18 protein-coding genes are annotated in these 22,794 nt (G+C 39.4%); 5 read left to right on the forward strand and 13 right to left on the reverse strand.

All coding sequences use genetic code 11. The features are described 5' to 3' along the window. Positions 1–3 precede the first annotated feature (3 nt). The 7 genes from nuoH to FB2170_RS09100 are packed head-to-tail and all read right to left on the reverse strand — an operon-like array spanning position 4 to position 6,568. Positions 4–1,068, reverse strand: coding sequence for an NADH-quinone oxidoreductase subunit NuoH (nuoH, locus tag FB2170_RS09070; RefSeq protein ID WP_013306247.1), 1,065 nt, complete (start codon positions 1,066–1,068; stop codon positions 4–6). A gap of 4 nt (positions 1,069–1,072) precedes the next feature. Next, the gene (locus FB2170_RS09075; RefSeq protein ID WP_013306248.1) at positions 1,073–2,194 is read right to left on the reverse strand and encodes an NADH-quinone oxidoreductase subunit D; all 1,122 of its coding nucleotides are present in this window, start codon (positions 2,192–2,194) and stop codon (positions 1,073–1,075) included. A 6-nt stretch (positions 2,195–2,200) separates the two neighbouring features. Continuing rightward, positions 2,201–2,806 carry an NADH-quinone oxidoreductase subunit C gene (locus FB2170_RS17470; protein WP_237701127.1) on the reverse strand — a complete coding sequence of 202 codons (606 nt, stop codon included), beginning with the start codon at positions 2,804–2,806 and terminating at the stop codon, positions 2,201–2,203. Further along, positions 2,781–3,338, reverse strand: a complete 558-nt coding sequence (locus tag FB2170_RS09085) for an NADH-quinone oxidoreductase subunit B (protein WP_013306249.1) — start codon at positions 3,336–3,338, stop codon at positions 2,781–2,783. Before FB2170_RS09085 ends, FB2170_RS17470 begins: the two co-directional genes overlap by 26 nt. Continuing rightward, complete coding sequence (locus FB2170_RS09090; protein WP_013306250.1) at positions 3,329–3,679, reverse strand: NADH-quinone oxidoreductase subunit A; 351 nt, start codon at positions 3,677–3,679, stop codon at positions 3,329–3,331. Before FB2170_RS09090 ends, FB2170_RS09085 begins: the two co-directional genes overlap by 10 nt. A gap of 16 nt (positions 3,680–3,695) precedes the next feature. After that, positions 3,696–4,706: a 2-oxoacid:ferredoxin oxidoreductase subunit beta gene (locus FB2170_RS09095; protein ID WP_013306251.1), complete on the reverse strand. Its 1,011-nt coding sequence runs from the start codon at positions 4,704–4,706 to the stop codon at positions 3,696–3,698. Positions 4,707–4,708: 2 nt separating this feature from the next. Further along, entirely contained in the window at positions 4,709–6,568 is a 1,860-nt protein-coding gene (locus FB2170_RS09100; protein WP_013306252.1) for a 2-oxoacid:acceptor oxidoreductase subunit alpha, read from the reverse strand. A gap of 152 nt (positions 6,569–6,720) precedes the next feature. Between FB2170_RS09100 and FB2170_RS09105 the strand changes: the two genes are divergently transcribed. The 3 genes from FB2170_RS09105 (at position 6,721) to FB2170_RS09115 (ending at position 11,419) form a co-directional block, all read left to right on the forward strand. Further along, positions 6,721–7,071 carry a 4Fe-4S binding protein gene (locus FB2170_RS09105; protein ID WP_013306253.1) on the forward strand — a complete coding sequence of 117 codons (351 nt, stop codon included), beginning with the start codon at positions 6,721–6,723 and terminating at the stop codon, positions 7,069–7,071. A gap of 327 nt (positions 7,072–7,398) precedes the next feature. After that, the gene (nifJ, locus tag FB2170_RS09110; RefSeq protein WP_013306254.1) at positions 7,399–10,929 is read left to right on the forward strand and encodes a pyruvate:ferredoxin (flavodoxin) oxidoreductase; all 3,531 of its coding nucleotides are present in this window, start codon (positions 7,399–7,401) and stop codon (positions 10,927–10,929) included. 112 nt (positions 10,930–11,041) lie between these two features. Then, positions 11,042–11,419, forward strand: a complete 378-nt coding sequence (locus FB2170_RS09115) for a HEPN domain-containing protein (RefSeq protein ID WP_148232085.1) — start codon at positions 11,042–11,044, stop codon at positions 11,417–11,419. Between the two features lie 15 nt (positions 11,420–11,434). On the opposite strand, the gene FB2170_RS09120 is transcribed toward FB2170_RS09115, so the two are convergent. The 5 genes from FB2170_RS09120 to aqpZ all read right to left on the reverse strand — a co-directional run bounded on the left by FB2170_RS09120 (position 11,435) and on the right by aqpZ (position 16,205). Further along, positions 11,435–12,505 (reverse strand): dipeptidase, encoded by a 1,071-nt coding sequence (locus tag FB2170_RS09120; RefSeq protein ID WP_041633140.1) that lies wholly within the window; start codon positions 12,503–12,505, stop codon positions 11,435–11,437. 4 nt (positions 12,506–12,509) lie between these two features. Next, on the reverse strand, positions 12,510–13,622 hold the full coding sequence (locus FB2170_RS09125; protein ID WP_013306257.1) for a D-TA family PLP-dependent enzyme: 1,113 nt from the start codon (positions 13,620–13,622) through the stop codon (positions 12,510–12,512). Between the two features lie 5 nt (positions 13,623–13,627). Then, positions 13,628–14,095 carry a RidA family protein gene (locus tag FB2170_RS09130; RefSeq protein ID WP_013306258.1) on the reverse strand — a complete coding sequence of 156 codons (468 nt, stop codon included), beginning with the start codon at positions 14,093–14,095 and terminating at the stop codon, positions 13,628–13,630. Between the two features lie 10 nt (positions 14,096–14,105). Next, complete coding sequence (locus FB2170_RS09135; protein WP_013306259.1) at positions 14,106–15,422, reverse strand: gluconate:H+ symporter; 1,317 nt, start codon at positions 15,420–15,422, stop codon at positions 14,106–14,108. Positions 15,423–15,509: 87 nt separating this feature from the next. After that, on the reverse strand, positions 15,510–16,205 hold the full coding sequence (gene aqpZ, locus FB2170_RS09140) for an aquaporin Z (RefSeq protein ID WP_410503858.1): 696 nt from the start codon (positions 16,203–16,205) through the stop codon (positions 15,510–15,512). Between the two features lie 255 nt (positions 16,206–16,460). Between aqpZ and FB2170_RS09145 the strand changes: the two genes are divergently transcribed. Both FB2170_RS09145 and FB2170_RS09150 read left to right on the forward strand, forming a co-directional pair. Beyond that, positions 16,461–19,706: a WD40/YVTN/BNR-like repeat-containing protein gene (locus FB2170_RS09145; RefSeq protein ID WP_013306261.1), complete on the forward strand. Its 3,246-nt coding sequence runs from the start codon at positions 16,461–16,463 to the stop codon at positions 19,704–19,706. A gap of 81 nt (positions 19,707–19,787) precedes the next feature. Beyond that, complete coding sequence (locus FB2170_RS09150; protein WP_013306262.1) at positions 19,788–21,050, forward strand: aminotransferase class V-fold PLP-dependent enzyme; 1,263 nt, start codon at positions 19,788–19,790, stop codon at positions 21,048–21,050. A 47-nt stretch (positions 21,051–21,097) separates the two neighbouring features. Here FB2170_RS09150 and FB2170_RS09155 read toward each other — a convergent pair whose 3' ends face one another. Further along, complete coding sequence (locus FB2170_RS09155) at positions 21,098–22,750, reverse strand: hypothetical protein (protein ID WP_013306263.1); 1,653 nt, start codon at positions 22,748–22,750, stop codon at positions 21,098–21,100. Positions 22,751–22,794: the final 44 nt, after the last annotated feature.

A 22,794-nucleotide genomic window follows, 5' to 3' on the forward strand; every position in this document is an offset into this window, starting at 1 on the left:
GCATTAAAATCGTATTATTAGGTTTTGCCAAACAATTAAGGCCATTATTACTAAATTCATCAGATTCAATGGAAGTAAGTATTTCCATTCCAAAGTCAATAACTGATCTACACGCAGTCTAGGGAATGTCCACCTAAACCACATCATCAAGAAAACCAAAAACATAGTCTTGGCCAAAAACCAGAACACCCCTAGAATTGGAATAGATTCCGTGATTCCAAATGGAGATAACCATGCTCCAAAAAATACTGTGGTCGCTATGGCCGCAATAATGAACATGTTAATGAATTCTGCCAAAAAGAAATAAGCGAATTTCATACCCGAGTATTCAGTGTGAAAACCGGCACCTAATTCAGATTCTGCTTCGGCCATATCAAAAGGAGCCCTGTTAGTTTCTGCGGTACCTGCAATCATATATATCATAAAGGCAATTATAGCAGGAATGTGCCCCTGAACAATCAACCATCCACTTTTCTGAACCTCAACAATTTCGGAAAGCTGAAGAGAGCCAGTAATTAAAACCATTGTGAGCAGTGATAATCCTATTGACAATTCATAACTTATGGTCTGAACACCACTACGCATAGCCCCGATCAAAGCAAATTTGTTATTACTGCTCCATCCTCCCAGCAGAATTCCAATAACACCTATTGAGGAAATTGCGATGAGGAATAAGATTCCTATATTAATGTCAAATGCTTGAAAGTCTTGGGTAAAAGGGATTACAGCCAATGCCATTAAAGCCGTGATAATCACAAAATAAGGCGCCAGATTGTACAAAAACTTATCTGCCTTTACAGTCCCTGTAAGCTCCTTGGATACTAATTTAAGAGCGTCGGCCATAGTTTGTAACAACCCTTGAAAACCAACTCTATTTGGTCCTATTCTCAATTGAAACCAAGCGGCAACCCTACGCTCTATCAATACCAAAAACAAACCTGCAACAGCAAAAACTGCTAGATAAACCAGTGCAATCAATACCATTTCAACCACGTAGGCGACATTTTCGGACATTACGCTGTAAAGCCAATCATGAATACCTCTTGTTATGCTAAATGCTCTTATCATTGTATTATCTGTCAATATCAGGAATTACAAGGTCCAGTGTCGCCATGGTTGCCACCAAATCACCAATCTTACCGCCAACAGCTATATGGTTCAGCAAGGACAGATTTGAGAATCCGGGTGAGCGGAATTTCAATCGATATGGATTTTTAGTCCCTGTACTTATTATATATACCCCTAGTTCTCCTCTGGCTGTTTCAACTCTTTGGTAAAACTCTCCTTTAGGTAATTTTATGACCGCTTTGGTGTCTACACGAAATTCCCCTTCAGGTATGTTATCTATTAATTGTTCGATGATGGACATAGATTCCCACATTTCCTGAATACGCACTTGATAACGGGCAAAAGTGTCGCCCTCTGTATTAAGCGCTTCGTTGAACGTTACCTTATCCAAAGCACTATACGGGTGATGCTTTCTAACATCGCAAGAATATCCAGAAGCTCTTCCAACAGGACCAGATGCACCAAATGAGATGGCATCTTCTTTGGTCAATATCCCCACTCCCTTGGTTCTTTTATGAAAAATGACATTCCCGGTCAACAATCTATCGTATTCAGGAAGTTTGGTCTTAAAATGAGCAATAAAATCCTTGACCCTTTTAATAAAATTAGGATGAATATCGAACATTAATCCACCTGGAACGTTATAATTCATTGTCAAACGTGCTCCACAGGTTTCCTCAAAAATATCGTTAATCATTTCTCGGTCCCTAAAGCCATAAAAATATGTGGTCAGTGCACCAACATCCATTCCCATAACTCCCCACCATAAACAATGGGAAGAAATTCGTGTCAATTCCCCTATAATGGTACGTATAACTTTAACACGATCTGGGACTTCAAGTTCGAGGGCGTTTTCCACAGCTAAGCAGACCGCTTCATTATTTATGTTTGAGGATAGATAATCCATTCGATCCGTAAGATGAACTATTTGTTGATAGCTATCCCGTTCGCACATTTTTTCGATGGATCTATGTATATACCCTAAATCTGGCTCAACTTTTTTGATTATCTCACCATCAATGGTCAATAAAAGACGTAGAACACCATGTGTGGCAGGGTGCTGAGGTCCCATATTGATGAAATATTCCTCAGATTTAAAGTTGTTCGCTACAGTAGTTGTTTCCATGGTCAGTTATTTGATAACCATATTTATTTCGTCTTCATAATCCTTTCTCAATGGGAATCCGTCCCATTCATCGGTCAAGAATAGTCTTTTCAAATTAGGATGATTATTGAATTTTATGCCAAAAAAGTCATATACCTCGCGTTCGTGAAACTCAGCAGTCATCCATATATCACAAACAGAATCTAGAGTAGGGTTCTCCCTATCAGATGTTTTTACTTTTATCACTATGCTATGCCTGTGAGTGGTCGACTCCAAATGATATACGACCCCCAAATCAGTTCCCCAGTCTACGCCTGATAAGCAAAACAGATAATCAAAATGGGTATTTTGATCAATCTTCAATTGAGTCATCAAGTAATAAAACTGTTCGGGTTGAACTGTAATGTTCAAGAATTGGGAACCTTCTACACTGAATTCTAAAAGACTGGGATTAACTACTTTTACAGGTGTTGTTTTTTCTTCTGAATTCTCATCTGCGTCAGAAGCTTCCACTTGATTGGATTCCTTTTCAACATCTGGATTTGGATACCAGCTACTTATTAGTTCTTGTAATTCTTGGTTGGTCATAATTTCTTCGTCTAAATCATCATAGTCCTTCATCAAACCCTTCAATAGGATTCTTTTTATTTTTCATGCTCTCGGTGCGTATCTTGTCCTGCAACATTAACATGCCTTCCAAAAGTGCTTCTGGTCGCGGAGGGCATCCAGGCACATAAACATCTACCGGAATTACATGATCAGCTCCTTTTACCACCGAATAGGTGTTATAGAAAAATGGTCCTCCAGAAATGGCACAAGCGCCCATCGCAATTACGTATCTAGGCTCTGCCATTTGGTCGTACAAACGCCTTAAAACAGGTGCCATTTTATTCACAATGGTCCCTGCGATAATAATTAAATCAGCTTGTCGTGGGGAGGGTCTGGCCACTTCAAATCCAAATCGGGAATAATCATGTCTTGCCGCTCCAGTCTGCATCATTTCGATGGCGCAACAGCTAGTTCCAAAATATAATGACCAAAGTGAATTGGAGCGTCCCCAATTTATAATTTTATCCAACGAGGTGACGATGACATTTGCACCATTGCCCGCCGGAATAACCTTTCCTGGAAAATCTTCAGGTATTTCTGGTTTGTCTATTCCCATTTTAAAGCTCCTTTCTTCCATGCATAAAGTAATCCCAATCCCAAAATCACTAGAAAGATGAGGACTTCAATAAATGCGATTGCCCCAAAATCCTTGAACACTACTGCCCAAGGTATCAAGAACGCAACTTCTACATCAAAAATCAAAAACAAAATGGCAAATAAATAATAGCCAACCTTAAATTGCACCCAAGTAGGCCCAATGGTCTTCATACCACTTTCATAAGGTTCTCTTTTTGAAGGATTATCGGATTTGTGCGAGATTAAATTTGATAAAAAATTTGCTCCAGCTACCAATACAATTCCAGCAATGAGAAATACAATAATTGCTTCTGATCCCATATAGTATTTCTATAATTTAAAATACATTATAAATATCACCCGAAAAGAATAAATCGTCGGTTTTGGAAAAATTTGAATTTGCTTTTACCTGTTCGGTAAGTGCATCTTCTCTTTCTTCAAGAGTAACATCATCAAAACTTCTAATAATACCAGTAACCATTGGGTATTCGGAGCGAACCAACATTTGATGTAATGTTGGGTCTTCTTCCTTGGCATTATGAACCAATAAATCTTCTTCTTTTATTCCGTCTTCTCCAATGGTAACGACTTCAAGCTTGAGCCCATTTAGAACCAAACCTTTGTCACGTTGTTTTCCGAAAATCATCGGTTTTCCGTGTTCAACAAAAAGCTGCCGATCTTCCCGTACTGCCTTATCGGTGAATTTTGTATAACAACCATCGTTGAAAATAGGACAGTTTTGTAAAACTTCTATCAAAGAAGTTCCTTTGAATTTTTCAGAATCTATGAATATTTGGGTCATTTCTTTTGGGGTATTCCCCGAAATTCTCGCAAAGAATCTAGCTTGTGCCCCTAATGCCAATTCACCCGCAGAAAATGGTGGTTGGGTGTTTCCATAAGGAGATGATTTTGTTTTTTGACCAACTAATGAGGTTGGTGAAAACTGTCCCTTGGTCAGGCCGTAAATTTCATTGTTGAACAAAACAACATTCAGGTCAAGATTTCTTCGCAATACGTGAATAAAATGATTACCACCTATGGCCATTGAATCCCCATCACCTGTAATCACCCAAACACTTAAATCTGGATTGGCCAATTTTACTCCAGAAGCAATTGCCGGGGCTCTACCATGAATACTATGCATACCGTAAGTATCCATATAATATGGGAATCTGGAAGAACACCCTATTCCTGAAATAAAGACCACATCTTCTTTTTTGACCCCCATTTCGGGAAGTGCTTTTTGCATTGCACGTAAAATAACGTAGTCATCACAGCCTGGGCACCATCTAACTTCCTGGTCACTGGCAAAATCTTTATATGTATATTCTTTTACTGCTGCTTCCATAATTATTTTACTAAAGATTTAAATTTTTGAATCAATTCGTTATTCGCAAATGGTAACCCTTGAACTTTGTTGAATTGTAAGAAATCAAATCCGTCGAAATTGATTTTCAATATCTGTACAAATTGACCACGGTTTAATTCACATACTATAACCTTCTTGAATTTCTTCAATACTTCCTCCGTATTCTTAGGAAGTGGGTTTATGTAGTTAAAATGTGCAAAACCTATATTGTCATATCCCTCATCATTCATTTGTTTCACAGCAGAATGTAAACTGCCGTAAGTACCTCCCCAACCAATAATCAATAATTCACCTTCTTGGGCAAACTCTATTTCAACATCAGGTATATAATTTTTAACCCTTTCCACTTTTTCGGCTCTTATTTTAATCATATACTCATGATTTTCAGGCACATAAGAAACGTTGCCTGAAGTCTTGTCCTTTTCAAGACCTCCGACTCTATGTTCTAAACCTTCAGAACCTGGTATTGCCCAGCCTCTTGCCAAGGTATCTTCGTCTCGGTCATATGGATGCCAATTCTCGTCGACCTCCTTTACAATAGTATTATTTATTTCTGGCATGCTTTCTACAGATTGAATTTTCCAAGGAGCAGAACCGTTTGCAATGTAACCATCGGTCAACAAGACAACTGGTGTCATATGCTCTAAGGCAAGTTTTGACGCCATATATGAAAAATCAAAACAATTGGCCGGTGTACTTGCTGCTATAACGATTACCGGGCTTTCACCATTTCTACCATACATCGCCTGTAATAAATCAGATTGTTCCGTTTTTGTAGGGAGCCCTGTCGAAGGTCCTCCACGTTGTACATTAACAACAACCAATGGTAATTCTATCATCATTGCTAACCCCAATGCTTCACCTTTTAAGGCTAACCCGGGACCCGATGTTGTTGTAATGGCCAAATCACCAGCGAATGCAGCGCCAATTGATGAGGTGATTCCCGCAATTTCATCTTCTGCCTGAAAAGCTTTTACGCCAAAATGCTTGTGCTTCACCAATTCATGCAAAATATCGGTTGCCGGTGTAATAGGGTATGAACCTAAGAACAGCTCCAAACCTGACTTTTCAGCAGCTGCCAAAAATCCCCAGGCTGTTGCAGTGTTTCCCATTATTATTCTATATGTACCAGCTTCCATTTTTGCTGGCGCAATTGTATATGAATTAGGAATCAATTCGAGTGTATTCGCAAAATTATGACCAGCCTTTAATACCTTAGTATTTGCCTCAATGATTTGAGGTTTATTCTTGAATTTCTTATTGAAGAAATCAATTGTGTATTCTGTTGAGCGATCATACATCCAATAAACCATTCCCAAAGCAAACATATTTTTACTTCGAGTAATACTCTTATTATCCAATCCCTCAACTTCTTTTAAGGATTCTTTTGTTAAAGAGGTCATAGCTACTTCAATAACCCTGTAATTCTCTAGGCTACCATCTTCTAATGGGTTTGACTCATAAAGGGCTTTTTCTAAATTCTTCTTTGTAAAAGAATCAGTGTCAACAATTACTGTATGCCCAGGCTTGAGTGCATGTAAGTTGGTTTTTAATCCAGCCGGGTTCATAGCGACTAAAAGATCAACATTATCCCCTGGTGTACTGATTTCCACACTTCCTATATGTACTTGAAATCCTGATACACCGTATAAACTTCCTTGAGGGGCCCTTATCTCGGCAGGATAATTGGGGAAAGTGGCAACATCGTTACCGAACATTGCTGAAGTATCTGAGAACTGGGTTCCCGTCAATTGCATTCCGTCCCCTGAATCTCCAACGAATCGAATGATTACCGCTTCTAAGACTTCCTGATTTTGATTTTCTGCTATTAATGGAATCATAATAGGTAATTTTTTTTGTGATTAAATACCATAAACTTTTGGTATATTTAGGTGTTAAATATAAATTCACCTTTAGGAAAGAAACATGACATATATCATTAAAAGACAATGATCTTTGCTCTAATTTCGTTCGCTATATAAAAATAAGCAAAATGGCTATCATAATCACAGATGAATGTATAAACTGCGATGCTTGTGTATCTGAGTGTCCCAACAACGCAATCTACGAACCCGATCAAGAATGGTCTTATTCTGATGAAACTGCTTTATCCGGTACGGTTACAACTCCTGATGGAAGGGAAGTTGATGCCGATGAGGAAAATGAACCAGTTTCTGATGAATTCTATTTTATTGTTACTGACAAGTGTACCGAATGTAAAGGTTTCCATGACGAACCTCAATGTGCATCGGTTTGTCCTGTTGACTGTTGTGTTCCAGATGAAGATCATGTTGAGACTGAGGAGACTTTACTTGAGAAAAAAGCTTGGCTTCACGCAGAATAATCATTCTCTTTTAAATTTTAATAGACAGTTAGTGGGGGTTTGGATCCAAACCCCCACTAACTGTCTATAGTTTTACGTAACAATTATTGCAAAAATTGTTACGTATCTTCTTCTTGCAAATTTTCAGATTTCCAAATACAATTCCTTCTTATTAATTGTAAAATCCAAGGTTTAAAATACCTGATAAATGTCATAGTCTAGGGTATGTACTGTGCGTAATTTTAACCCAAATTTTAAACCCAATACCGCTGTAATTGTTGAGTTACATTCAATTTAGGGTTCTTTTTTCTCTATGCGCCCCGGTATTGTTAATTAGCAATATTTATCATGGAAAAAAAATCTGAAAAATTAATTTGCGACGCCAATGAAGCGGTTGCCAGAGTGGCACATAAAACGAATGAGGTTTGTGCCATTTATCCTATTACCCCGGCCTCACCTATGGGCGAACATGTAGATGTATACAGCTCCAAAGGTCAAAAAAATATATGGAACAATGTTCCCAGGATTGTTGAAATGCAAAGCGAAGGTGGTGCATCGGGTGCCGTACACGGTTCTTTGCAAGCAGGTGCTTTAACTACAACATTTACCGCATCACAAGGATTGTTGTTGATGATTCCTAATATGTACAAAATGGCTGGTGAATTGTTACCATCTGTTATACATGTAGCGGCGAGAACAATAGCAACGCATGCGTTATCAATTTTTGGTGATCATTCCGATGTAATGGCAGCGCGCCAAACCGGTTTTTCCATGTTATTTGGAGGTTCTGTACAAGAAGCGCAGGATATGGCGCTGATTTCACAAGTAGCCACATTAAAATCGAGAATACCATTCATGAATATTTTTGATGGATTTAGAACCTCCCATGAGATTTCTAAAATTGATGGTATTTCTGATGAGACCATCAAAGCGATGATGCCAGAGGATGAAATGATGGAGCATAGGAAAAGATCCCTGGATCCAGATAATCCTGTAATAAGAGGAACATCACAGAATCCAGATGTATTCTTCCAAGCAAGGGAAGCGGCAAACCTTTATTATGATAAAGTTCCTGGAATAGTAGATGACACAATGAAAAAATTCTACAAGCACACGGGAAGAAAATACAGTCTATTCTATTATGTGGGTCATCCAGAGGCAGAAAAGGTTGTAGTTATTATGGGCTCTGGCCAAGGTCCTGTAATGGAGGCTGTTGACACCATGGTGAAAAATGGTGAAAAAGTAGGAGCTATTATAGTACGCTTGTTTAGACCATTCTCTATTTCTCATTTTGTTGATGCCTTGCCAGAAACAGTCAATAAAGTTGCAGTTTTAGACAGAACAAAAGAACCTGGAAGTGTTGGTGAGCCTCTTTATCAAGATGTTGTTACTGCTTTCATGGAAAGTAACCGGGTCATGCCTGAAATTATTGGTGGACGTTACGGGTTATCTTCTAAAGAATTCGACCCAGCAATGGTTAAGGCAGTTTATGACGAATTAGATAAAAAAGAACCACTAAACCACTTCACAGTTGGTATAAATGATGATGTATCTTTCAAAAGTATAGATGTAGGAAGCAGATTGCATACAGTCAAGAACACTTTTAACTGTATGTTCTATGGTTTAGGTTCCGATGGTACCGTTGGAGCGAATAAAAACTCTATTAAGATTATTGGTGAAACAACTGATAATTACGTGCAGGGTTATTTTGTTTACGACTCCAAGAAAGCGGGAGCACAAACTGTTTCACATTTACGTTTTGGGCCTGAGCCAATTTACTCAACCTATCTCATTCATAAGGCAAATTTTATAGCTTGTCATCAATTTAATTTCATTGAAAAATATGACATTCTTAAGAACATTAAAAAAGGCGGAACGTTCTTATTGAACTCTCCTTTTGATAAAGATGCAGTTTGGGAAATCCTTCCTAAAAAAATGCAGGAAGAAATTGTTGAGAATGAATTGGAATTCTACGTGATTGATGCGTCTAAAGTGGCTCAAGAAGCAAATTTAGGTAAGCGCACCAATACGGTTTTACAAACGTGTTTCTTTGCCATTTCCGGTGTTTTACCAAAAGATGAAGCAATTCAGAAAATTAAAGAAGCCATTGTAAAATCATACTCTAAAAAAGGTGATGCTGTAGTTCAAATGAATTTTAACGCAGTTGATAAATCATTGGAAAACCTTCAAAGAGTTGATTACCCTAAACAAGTTACGAGTGATACCGAATTGAAACCAATGATGACTGGTGATGCAGACCCATTTGTGAAAGAGGTTTTAGGAAAAATATTAGCAGGAAAAGGAGATGAGCTTCCAGTAAGTGCATTCCCAGTTGATGGTACATTCCCAACAGGAACAACACAATTTGAGAAGCGCGGAATTGCCGATAAGGTTCCGGTTTGGGATGGTGAGGAGATCTGTACGCAATGTAATAAGTGTGTAGTTATTTGTCCACATGCCGCGATTCGGGCAAAAGTTGTTTCTAACGGAGAATTGGCAAATGCGCCTTCAACATTAAAATCGGTTCCCGCGAAAGGAAGACCATTTAATAAAGAAGAAGAATCGTATGTATTGCAAGTATCTCCACAAGATTGTACAGGTTGTGACCTTTGTGTGGAAGTTTGTCCCGCTGTAAGTAAAGAAGATCCAGACTTTAAAGCTATCAATATGCATAGCAAGCTTAAGGTAGAAGGTGCTGAAGATCCAAATTGGGATTACTTTATTGATCTTCCAGATTATGACAGAACAGAATTGAATATTACAAACGTAAAAGGTTCTCAGTTCCTTGAGCCATTGTTTGAATTCTCTGGAGCTTGTTCTGGTTGTGGTGAAACACCATACATCAAGTTGTTGACCCAATTATACGGAGATAGTATTTTAATTGCTAACGCAACTGGTTGTTCATCTATTTATGGTGGAAACTTACCAACAACACCTTATAAAACCAATAAATTTGGTAGAGGGCCAGCTTGGGCAAATTCATTGTTCGAAGACAATGCTGAATACGGTTTAGGAATGCAATTGGCACTTACTAAAAAACAGGAAATTTCCGCTAACCTATTAAAAGGATTAGAAGCTGAAGTTGGTACAGAATTAGTTGATGCAATATTGAACAATCCTGAAAAGACTGAAGGGGAAAAAGAAGAAAACTTTGCAAACCTTGATAAGCTTAAAGATAAGTTGGCAGGTATTGATAATGCCGATGCTAAAAAACTATCACAATTGACCGAGTACTTGCGTAAAAAATCTGTGTGGATACTAGGTGGTGATGGTTGGGCCTATGATATAGGTTATGGTGGTGTTGACCACGTATTGGCATCTGGAGAAAACATCAATATTATGGTGTTGGATACCGAGATCTATTCCAATACAGGTGGGCAAATGTCTAAAGCGACGCCATTAGGTGCAAGTGCTAAATTCGCAGTTTCTGGTAAACGGACAGGTAAGAAGAGCTTGGCATTACAAGCAGTATCCTATGGTAATGTTTATGTAGCTCAAATAGCGGTCGGAGCCAAAGATTTGCAAACACTTAAAGCTATCGAAGAAGCTCAAGCGTATGATGGGCCATCCTTGATCATTGCATATTCGCATTGTGGAGATCATGGCTACGATCTTAAAGATGGGGCTGTACATCAAGAAAAAGCTGTAGAAACGGGCTACTGGCCATTATTTAGATTTGATCCTTCTAAACCAAAAGGAAAGAAGTTTAGATTGGATTCGAAAGCACCAGCTGCACCTCTTGAGGAATTCATGTATACTGAAACTAGATTTACTAGAGTTGTTAAAGAGAATGCGGAGTTAGGAGCTAAACTTCTAAAACAAGCGCAGGAAGAGGTTGATACCAAATGGGAACGTTTGGAGCTTTATAGAGATATGTAATTTTAAATTGCAGGGTAGAAATACCTTAATAATTGACTTTGTTTTTTGAAACCATACATTCTGGGTTCTTGACGACCCGGGGTGTATGGTACAAAGTCTTAAATATTGGATTATGGATGTCAGAGCCAAAAACTTATACGCCGAAGCGATTCAAAAATTAAAGGAAGCCAACGATGAGTTGTGTAGACCAGAAGAGGATGTGGTATCATCTTTGGTTTGCCGTAATTCACATGATGCGATTGAAAAGTATTTGAAAGGATTCCTGATTGAAAATGGTACTGAGGCCAATAACGATGAATCTGTTGATAGTATGTATGAAAAATGCAAGAAAATAAATCCGCATTTTGAAGAGGTACATTTATCTGGTTTTGAGTGTAATGCCCATAAAGATGAATCTAGATTCTGCAATGAGTCATCTGAATTTAGTAGGTGCTTTGATATCGCCGATAGTTTGGATACCTTTTTAAGGCGTGAAAAAATTATCAGTTAGTTCTGATTCCCAAACCTATTTTGAGGTCCAAGTTTTTTGTAAAAACCGAAGGAAATTATTATGCATAATGCCATCAATGTCTTCTGGTGAATATCCCCTTTGTTGGAGCATTTTGGGAACCTTTTGCAAATCAGCGATAGTATCAAGATCTGATGGGCATTGTTCTGTACCAAAACCGCCATCAAGATCGGTACCTATACCTACATGATTTGCATTTCCTGCAATTTGACAAATATGATCAATATTGTCTATCATTTGCCTTAGAGTTACACTAAGACCTTGAGGGGTAGATAGCCCTCTTATCCAGTTTGAGGTCATCATCCATGCATCCAAGGCCACGCCAATAACGGCGTCTCTTTTGATAAGTTCTTTAATTTGATCATCAGAAAACTGACGGTTGTGCTCTACCAATGTGCGGCAATTATTATGACTCGCCCAAATAGGTCCATTATAATTATCCATGGTTTCCCAAAAACTATCGTCACAAAGATGCGTAGCATCGAGAATCAATCCTAAACGGTCTATTTCTTTTAATAATTCTTTTCCCTTAACGCCAATACCACCCGTAGCATTAGTTCCTTGAGCGTAGGTTCCTGGTCCATAATGTGCCGGTCCAATGGCCCTTAACCCTTGTTCGTAAGATTTCTCCAAATAATCCATGTTGATAATCGAATCTGCGCCTTCCAAGCTTAGAATATAGCCAATAGGCTTTTTATTACTGTTCGATTTCCATAAATCAAGGTGGTCCTTCAGTTCTTTACCATTTCTAATCTGCACCATTTCACCAATGTCTTCCATTGCTTTGTGCCAAGCGAGTTGCCCTTGGGTTTGGGCCCATGCTTGCTGAGGCGACTTCCAACCAGGAAGCGGATTGGCTTTTTTTGTATATCGAGCAATTTGCGTGGCTACACAAAGTCCAATATTCCCTTTTCTCATAGCATCTAAAGAAACCGTATTTTTAGAACGATCAGGTTTGTCGCTCATTCCTATTTCACTCTTACGAATTTCCTCAACAGTCCAGGTTAAATTCCGGTTCCATTCCAAGGCATTCATCGATAGGTCTAAATGGGCATCAAATATGAACATAATGTCAAATATTAATTTTTTGGTTTCTGGCAGCCACTTTCCAACTGCCAGCAATTTCATTGCTCAAAACAGTGAAAACTTCTTCATATTTAGCTACTGTAGGGCATATGTGCATGGGAATAGCGTAAAAAACATCACCAACTTCATGAGCGTCAGCATTTTCACATTTTACCACTAAATGCTCCTCACTATGGCCAATTTGCTCGCAATTCTCCAATCCAAAAATTTTCATTCTAGGAAACTCCATTTCAGGGGCAATAGATTTATGACCTAAATCAAAGCAAAGTAAGCCTTCTTTTGGTTTGCTGATCAATCGGGTGATCAATACAGCAGATGTAAGAAATTTCGACTCTGCAAATGAGCTACCATAACGCTCATCCCATAATAATGTTGTGCCAGGTGAGCATTCAACATCCTTTCTTTTGGAGTGTATCGGAAAAGATGGTGATCCACCCGCTACCATTTCAATGGGGCCAAGACTTTTTTCTTCTAAAAGCTTTTTGAACTCCAATACTGGCTTAAAAGTAGTATTGCATACATTCTCCCGTTCTGTGATTTGCTCATTTCTGATGTGACCATCATAAGTGTGTAGCCCTTTGGACACAACAAATGGGGAGTTGTTAATGACCTTGTAAATTGATAATGCCTCCGTGCCGACCTTTATTCCAGTACGATCCATTCCATTGTTAATATCCAACCAGAGGGATGTTTTCATTCCTCTTTTTTTAGAATGTTCAATAAATTCGTTTGCTGTTTTTTGATTATCAACCAAGGTTGAAAAGTCCGAAGATGAATATTTATCCATTAGTTCAAAATACCTTGTCATATTGGCTCCAACAGGTTGCATGGCCAATAGAATATCTTCAGCGCCACATTGGGCAAGTAATTCTGCTTCAGCAATGGTGGCACATTTGAACTTGCGAATACCATGTTGCATTTGCATATTTACGATTTCGGCCATTTTATGCGTCTTGATATGGGGACGTAAAAACTCTGTTCCCCCGGCCATTTTGACCATGAGTTGAATATTTTTTTCTATCCTATCGGGATACACCATTAAGGACGGCGAAATCACTTCTGCAGTATCTTTTAATCGATACCAATCCATAGTTTGCATATTTACTATTTATGTAATTCAAACATAGCCTCAATCTCAACAGGAATATTTCCAGGAAGCATCATACCAACAGCACTGCGTACGCCAACTCCGTTTTCATTGCCAAACACATCTGCCATCAACTCACTAAACCCGTTTATAACCAAAGGGTGCTGCCCAAACTCTGGAGTAGAATTTACCATGCCCAGAACTTTGACTACCCTTTTGATCCTATCCACTGAGCCAAAATGGGTGATGATAGTCGAAAGCATTGTAAGGCCAACTTGCTCTGCGGCCAATTTTCCTTGCCCTAGGTTTAAATCATCACCAACACGACCAATCATCAATGATCCGTCAGTTTTTACTGGGCCTTGCCCTGAGACATAGAGGAAATTATCCACTACAAGTACGGGTTTGTATACACCTGCTGGTGGAGGTGCCGGTGGTAATATGAGTCCCAGTGCTTTTATTCTTTCCGAAGGTAAATTTTCCATTATTATTATTTTAGATGAATATGTCCAATACTAGTACTCCAAGTAATCCCATTACACCGACCGTAGTTTCCATGACTGTCCAGGTTCTTAGTGTATCTTTGACCGAGAGGTTGAAGTATTCCTTATAGAGCCAAAAACCACCATCATTTACATGCGACAGCATTAAACTTCCTGACCCAATTGCCAAAACCATCAATTCTGGACTAACACCTGATGTTGACAATAAGGGAAGGGCAATCCCTGCGGCTGTAAGCCCGGCCACAGTCGCTGACCCAACACATACACGAATCACGGTTGCAATCAACCAAGCTAGAATAAGAGGAGATATTGTTGAGCCTTTAAGCATTTCACCAATATATTCGCTAACACCACTATCAATCAATACCTGCTTTAGACCTCCAGCCCCAGCGATAATAAGAAGCACCATAGTAATACCTGCTACAGCATGCGAAACAGAATCCATTACTTCTTTCATGTTTCGTCCCCGTTTTAATCCTAAGGTATAAACAGCAACTAAAACAGATAGGAGCATAGCGATAACAGGATTCCCCATTATCGAAGTAATTTTGTTCAGAACATGTTCTTCAGGAATCAATACATTCACTAAGGCGGCAATGCCAATTAAGATTACTGGAAGTAAAGCAGTGATAATGCTCGTTGCCGTGCTTGGCATTTCATCATCCTTCAACACTTTGGTGTTCACAAATTCTTTAAGCGGAGTTGCTTCTATATTCTTAATGGTTCTTGAGAATAAAGGACCAGCGACGACGATAGCAGGAATAGCAACAATAATTCCATATAATAGGGTCTTGCCAATATCAGCGTCGAACATTACGGCAATTCCTGTTGGTGCGGGATGCGGTGGCAAATAACCATGGGTAACAGAAAGAGAGGCCAACATGGGCAATCCTACATAAATCAATGGAAGGCCAGTTGCGGCGGCGACAGTAAAAACCAATGGTATAAGAATTACAAAACCTACGGTGTAGAACATAGGTATTCCCACAATAAAACCAGTTAGAACCACTGCCCATTGAATGTTCTTTTTGCCAAATTTATTGACCAATTTTGTAGTAATTCGCTGTGCGGCACCACTATCAGCTACAAGTTTACCCAGCATTGCCCCAAAACCAAGAATCATGATCAAACTACCTAAAGTCTTTCCTACACCATCTTGAATTGAACTGAGAACTTGAAGTAAATCCATGCCTTCGGCTACTCCAACTAACAGGGAGACAATGATGAAGGAAATGAAAGCATTGAGTTTTAAACGAGCAATAAGTAGGAACAGTAATACTATCCCTAGGATAACAATTAGTAATGGCATATTTAGGTTTTATTGATGCAAAAATCAATTCATTAAATATACCATAATTGTTCGAAAAAAAAAGGGGCGATACATCGCCCCTTTTCATTAGTCATTTTTTTCTGGAGAAAGGTATTTATAAATAAGTCCGGCCAATAAAGCTCCTATTATAGGGGCAACCCAAAATAACCAAAGTTGGTCAAGTGCCCAATCGCCAACAAACAGTGCCTGACTTGTACTTCTTGCCGGATTTACCGAAGTATTGGTAACAGGAATACTGATTAAGTGAATCAAAGTAAGACATAGTCCTATAGCCAGCCCAGCCAAATATTTTGGAGCTTTGGAATGCGTAGCCCCCAGTATTACAAAAAGGAACATGAAGGTCATGACCACTTCGGTGACCAAGGCTGCGGTCATACCATATCCGTCAGGAGAATGGGCGCCATATCCATTGGCTGCAAAGGTTCCAATAGTGGCTCCTGCTTTTCCAGTGACTATCAAATAAAGAATTCCAGCACCCGCGATGCCTCCCATTACCTGAGCTATAATATAAGGTACTAATTCTTTGCCGTCGAAACGACCACCCATCCAGAGTCCTATTGAAACTGCCGGATTCAAATGGCATCCTGAAATATGCCCTATGGCATAGGCCATGGTAACAACTGTTAAGCCAAACGCCAATGATACGCCTACAAAACCAATTCCAAGTTCGGGAATGCCTGCGGCTAGCATGGCACTACCGCATCCACCTAGTACCAGCCAAAGGGTACCAATAAATTCTGCTACTAATTTTTTCATCTTCAATGTTTTAGTTAATGATTATTAAATGTTAGTGTACCCCAAGATAAGAATTTTTAACATTGGTTTAACAATGTTGGTTAATACCACATGGCCTGTTGTATTTAATTGGTTTTCAGGTAACAAAATAGTTAGGTTTTCAGTATCTTGTTAGTTAATTCGAATTGGGAATTCTCTTTGGAGATTTCACACGGATTAATCTGCTTTAGAGGGCGGTTTTGATAGCTAATTGATTTTTTTGAACGACTAATTAAATTGAAAATGAAAAAAACTATGTTACTCGTATTTGGGTTCTTTTTCGTGTTAGGGTCTCTCGTGGGAACCGCACAGGATAAGACCGAATCTATTTGGGATGAAAAGAACTTTGAAGGATTAAAATTTAGAAGTATCGGACCGGCATTTATGTCGGGAAGGCTTTCAGATATCGCAATTGATCCTGCCAATGAAAATGTATGGTATGCTGCGGTTTCTTCAGGTGGATTATGGAAAACTATAAATGCTGGTACTACATGGAAACCTTTGACGGATAAAGAGTCTTTTTACGCCACAGGATGTGTTACCATTGATCCAAACAATAATGGGGTTATTTGGTTGGGCACTGGTGAAAACAACGGAGGGCGACATATTGGTGTAGGTCATGGAGTTTACAAAAGCACGGATGGAGGTGATTCTTGGAAAAACATGGGACTTAAAAAGTCTGAACATGTTTCCAAGATTATAGTGCATCCAGACAATTCTGATATAGTATGGGTGGCTTCCCAAGGGCCACTATGGAGTTCAGGTGGAGATAGGGGACTATATAAATCTATTGATGGTGGGAAGACATGGAACCAAACCCTAAAGATAAATGAATGGACAGGAGTCACTGATTTGATTATAGATCCTCGTAATCCTGATGTTATGTACGCCGCCACTTGGCAACGCCATAGAAATGTTGCTGCTTATATGGGTGGTGGTCCTGGTACGGCTTTATACAAAAGTACTGATGGAGGTGAGACATGGAAGAAATTGGAAACTGGACTTCCAAAAGAAGATATGGGTAAAATTGGCTTGGCCATTTCACCTATGCAACCAGATGTATTATATGCTGCAATTGAATTACAAAGAAGAACTGGCGGTGTTTATCGGTCTACAGATCAGGGAGGTAGTTGGACAAAAATGTCAGATACGGTATCAGGTGCTACAGGGCCTCATTATTATCAGGAACTTGTTGCTTCACCCCATGTTTTTGATCGTATTTATCTAATGAACAACAACGCTTTGATTTCTGAGGATGGTGGTAAGACCTTCGTCGGGATGAAAGAAGAAAAGAAACATGGTGATAATCACTCTTTGGCATTCAAGGCCCATGATCCCAATTATTTATTAATGGGTTCTGATGGAGGAATTTACGAAAGCTTTGACAATTCAGAGACCTGGAAATTTGTGAGCAATTTGCCAATCACACAGTTTTATAAAGTAGCAGTTGACGATGCCGCACCGTTTTATAATGTTTTTGGAGGTACTCAGGACAATAATTCAGAAGGGGGTCCGTCTAGAACATTTAATGAAAGGGGTATTGCGAATCAAGATTGGTTTGTTTTGCTAGGCGGTGATGGTCATCAGCCAGCAACAACACCAGGCGACCCAAATATTGTATATGCCCAATCGCAACAAGGGAATCTGCATAGGGTTGATCGTACCACAGGTGAGGCAGTTTATATTAAACCATATTCAAAACCAGGCGAGGAATATGAGCGCAATAATTGGGATTCGCCAATTTTAGTGAGTAATCACGATCCAAAACGACTTTATTTTGGTTCTCAACGTGTTTGGCGTTCCGATGATCAAGGCGATAGCTGGAAGCCTATTTCCGGTGACCTGACCAAGAACCAAGAGCGCTTGTCATTGCCAATTATGGGGAAAAGACAAAGCTGGGATGCCGTATGGGATGTATATGCAATGTCTACCTATAATACAATAACCTCATTGTCCGAATCCCCATTGGATGAAAATATCATTTTTGCAGGAACAGATGATGGTCATATTCAATACACAACCACTGGAGGTGATAGTTGGTCCAAGATCAATGTAAATGCGCTGCCAGGAGTTCCAAGCACAGCTTTTGTAAATGACATCAAAGCAGATTTGCATGATGCGAACAAAGCTTATGTGGTATTGGATAACCATAAATTCGGGGATTATCAACCTTATGTTTATAAAACAACCAATGGAGGTAAATCATGGAGTGCCATCAACAATGGGCTACCAAAAAATGAAGTTACATGGCGATTGGTCCAAGATCATGTAAATAAAAACCTTCTGTTTTTGGCCACTGAATATGGTATTTATGTCTCGTTTAATCAAGGGGCAAAGTGGATTAAATTCTCCAACGGATTGCCAACTATTTCTTTTAGGGACCTTGCGATTCAAAAACGTGAGAACGATTTGATCGGGGCATCTTTTGGAAGAGGTTTCTACATTTTTGATGACTATAGTCCGTTACGTGAGGTTTCTGAGGAAATGTTACGCAAAGAAGGTGTACTATTTAAACCAAGAAAGGCATTACAGTATACCCAAGAGTCAGGTAGAACTAGACAGGGAGGTGATTTTTATACTGCTGATAATCCGCCATATGGCGCAGTGTTCAACTATTATTTATCAAAAGCTGATAAAACTGATGCGGCAAGTAGAAAGGAAAGTGAGAAAAAATTAAAGAAAGCCAAAAAGGATATTTCTTTCCCAGGATGGGAAGCCCTGGAAAATGAAAAAAACCAAAGTAAACCTTCCGTTGTTTTGGTAGTGAAAAATTCTGATAACGCAGTCGTGGCCCGAGTAAAGGGACCTTTAAAAAAGGGATTCCAACAAGTTTCTTGGGACTTAACACAATCTATGAAAGCAACATTGTCAACCAAAAATGAACCTGAAAATCCATGGTTTAGAAGAACGGCGATGATTGATCCAGGAATGCATAGCGTGACCTTATATAAATCAGTTGATGGGAATGTAACACAACTTGGGTCTTCACAGAATTTTGAAGTTGAGCGTATACGTGAAAATGTACTTACTAATCCGAATGAAAGTAGCATAACAAATTACAAGAAAGATGTAAAGGAGTTTTCTGCTAAGCTAGAAGTGGCGTTACACGATTTTCAAAAAATGGCCAAGAGGGTTAAGGCCTTTGAAAAGGCGTTGAATTTAACCAATGCTGCTCCGGGGGCATTGGAAGAAGAGGTTGCCAAGTTAAAAAGGACCATGCATTCTTTGAATACCACCTTGTTTGGTAATTCTGCAAAAGCCGAAGTAGGTGAAAAAGAAGATCCTACTGTCAGTGATCGAATGATGATTGCACAACGCGGCTTTTTTGGAAATACGTACGGGCCAACAAAAATGCAGATGGAAAGTCTAGAGATGGCCAAGAAACAATTTTCTGGGATTATGCCTGAGTTATTCAAATTCATGGAAACTGATGTTCCTAGGGTTGAGAAATTATTGTTTGATGCTGGGGCACCACCAATTGTAGATTAAATGTATTAAAGAATGAAGCGCGGCAACTATTTTTTGACCGCGCTTCTTATTTACCATAATTCCAACAAGATCAAATAAATCATGAAGAAGAGAGACTTTCTAAAAAAAATGGGTCAGGCAGCGGTATTGTCCCCATTTTTACCAATGGGTTTACAGGCACAGTCCACATACAATGATGAACCCTATCCCAAGGACAATGATAAGGAGTTTTGGAAACGAATCAGGAAGGATTATGCCTTAAAACCCGATTACATTAATCTTGAAAATGGGTACTATAATTTTGCTCCACAGCCCACTTTGAACAAATTCATCGAACATGTAAAAATGGTGAATTACGAAGCATCACATTATATGCGCACCGTTCAGTGGGACAATAAGAACAATGTGGCAGCCCGACTGGCAAAAATGGTTGGGGTACAGCCAGAAGAATTGATTATTACTCGAAATACCACGGAATCATTGGATATGATTATTGGAGGATTTCCATGGGAAGAAGGTGATGAAGCCATATTCGCAGTACAGGATTATGGATCCATGCAAGACCATTTTAACCAGATAGCAAAACGCTACGGAGTAGTAAACAAGGTGGTTTCTGTGCCAAACCATCCTAAAAATGATGAGGAGATAGTTAAATTATATGAAGAACAGATTACCCCTAAAACAAAATTGATCATGGTCTGTCATATGATTAATATTACGGGTCATATTCTTCCAATCAGAAAGATATGTGATATGGCCCATAAACACGGAGTTGAGGTTATGGTTGATGGGGCGCATTGCATTGGCCATTTTGATATTAATATTGCCAAATTGAATTGTGATTATTATGGTTCAAGTCTACATAAATGGTTGAGTACGCCATTGGGAGCCGGACTACTTTATGTTGCCCAGGATAAAATTCCCAAAATCTGGCCCTTACTGGCAGATTATATCAAGAATGAAGACAAAATACAACGGTTGAACCACACGGGAACCCATCCTGTTCATACGGATCTGGCTATTAATGATGCTATTGATTATCTCGAAATGATCGGTATGGAACGCAAGGAAGAAAGAATGCGTTTTATTCAACGGTATTGGAGTGATCAATTACGTGATGTAAAGCATATTGTTATTAATACACCCATAGAAGAACATCGTTCTTGCGGAATCGCCAATGTGGGCATTTCACATATGAAGCCAGCAGATTTGGCAAAAACATTATTGGATGAATTTAAAGTGTTTACGGTCGCTATTGACTATTCCAATGTACAAGGCTGCAGGATAACACCCAATGTCTATACGACCATTGATGAAATGGACCACTTCGTTGCTGCCATGAAAACTATGGCAAGCAGGGCTTAGACAATTGTTCTATAATAATTTTTGAGCTCCTGCTTAATAATAGGCTCTTAGTTTCTGATTTGCTCCAGGTCCTTATTGCTTCCGGTCATTTGCCATTGTCCTAAAGAAATAGGGATATTACCAATCGCATTCAATTGGTCAAAAAAGTCCTTCATCAAAAAGGGTTCGTTTTTTGTTTCCTTCATTTTTGCAAACTCTGCCATGGTATTTTCAAGTAGGTATTTTCCGGTGATGTAACTACTGCCATAGCCAGGTTGACGTAGATACAGGTGTTGTTCAAACAAAAGGAGTTCTTTTTCGGTTTTCATCCATCCCCTCGGGGTATATTCAGAATGTATTCCACCAGCCTCTTCCATGGTCATTTCATTGGCATGGGCATAGAGGGAGCCTAACCCACGGGCAGCTCGTTGCGCTATCATGATATATACCAATTCGCGAGCTCTCGGGCTGTCTTCATACAATCCGGCATGCATGAACATTTCTTCAACTGCAGTGGCAGTACCTTCGTTGCGTGAATCAAAGATATTGTACAATAAGGGCCCACGGCGAATCTCACTTTTATGGGGTTCGGTATCCATTCGTGCCAATTCGAACCAATGATAAAAATGGGAATACAATGGTCGCTGATCATAATGGGTTACGATCCAGAAGAAATTACGTTTCTCGGCGGGAATGTATTTTCCCATATGGGGTCGTAACGCAGGTTCAAAATAATCCTTAACGGTGACCATTTCGTCCTTTTCAAGAAAGTTGAGAAAACTCTGGGCCGATTTTTCAGCCATTGCAGCATACATTTTCGGGGAATTGGCATCTTTTAGTTCTGGCAAATTTCGGTTTCTGTGTTCCTCAAGTTTTAAAGAGGACCATGCACGTGCCAGTTCCCGTTTTAGAATCATTACCTCATCTTCCCAGGTCAAGGGAACCAAATGTACATTTTGCAGATACCAGGTATAGTTTTCCTTACCAATTCCTGATGGGCCTGTTTTTGATGGTGCTTGTTTCTCTAACCAAACTACTAGGCTATCAGTAGAGGTAATGGCCGCTTGGATTGCCGATATTAGTTTTCTGTCGTTTTTTATATGTGGCCATTGTAGTAGTTGCTTTAGGTTTTCACTTTGGTATTTTATATCGCGTATACCGGCAATCCAAAGTTCTTTAGCGTTTCCAGTGAGGTTTATTTTTGCCTGTTCATTCAATGAGGGGATGACATTAAGGTCGTACAGCAATCTGGCTTTTTCGCTTTTGATCAAAGGAAATTCATACGTCCAGATTTCTGTGGTACCATGATGTGTGGGTCCTTCATGGGCAGGCACATCACTACGGGACATCCAGAGCGATTTGTAAAAGGCTGGGTCGCGCGCCCACGGCTTTAGTATGCGATGGTTAAAATCATACCCATTCATTTCAGCCTTTACAATATTCCAGTCTACCTGTTGTTCAATTGACCATTCGGAAATATCCATAGCGAGCAACTCACTTTGCAATTTCTTGAATTTGGGCCAGCGTTTTGCGAAAGTTTCAGCTGTATAATCCGGAGCGCTATCCTTCAATGGAGGGTTTTCAAAGGTCCGCCATTCTTTGAACAAGGCTGTCAATTCACCGTATTCGACAATGGACTTTGTTTGGCCCATCGCCAATTGAAACCCTACAAGGGTGATGATCATAAGTGAAATCTGTTGAATCGATGCTATTTTTTTCATGGGATAAATATACCTTTAGTGATTATAAACGTTGTATTGTCACG

It is taken from the genome of Maribacter sp. HTCC2170, assembly GCF_000153165.2.
In the GTDB taxonomy this organism is placed as follows: domain Bacteria; phylum Bacteroidota; class Bacteroidia; order Flavobacteriales; family Flavobacteriaceae; genus Maribacter_A.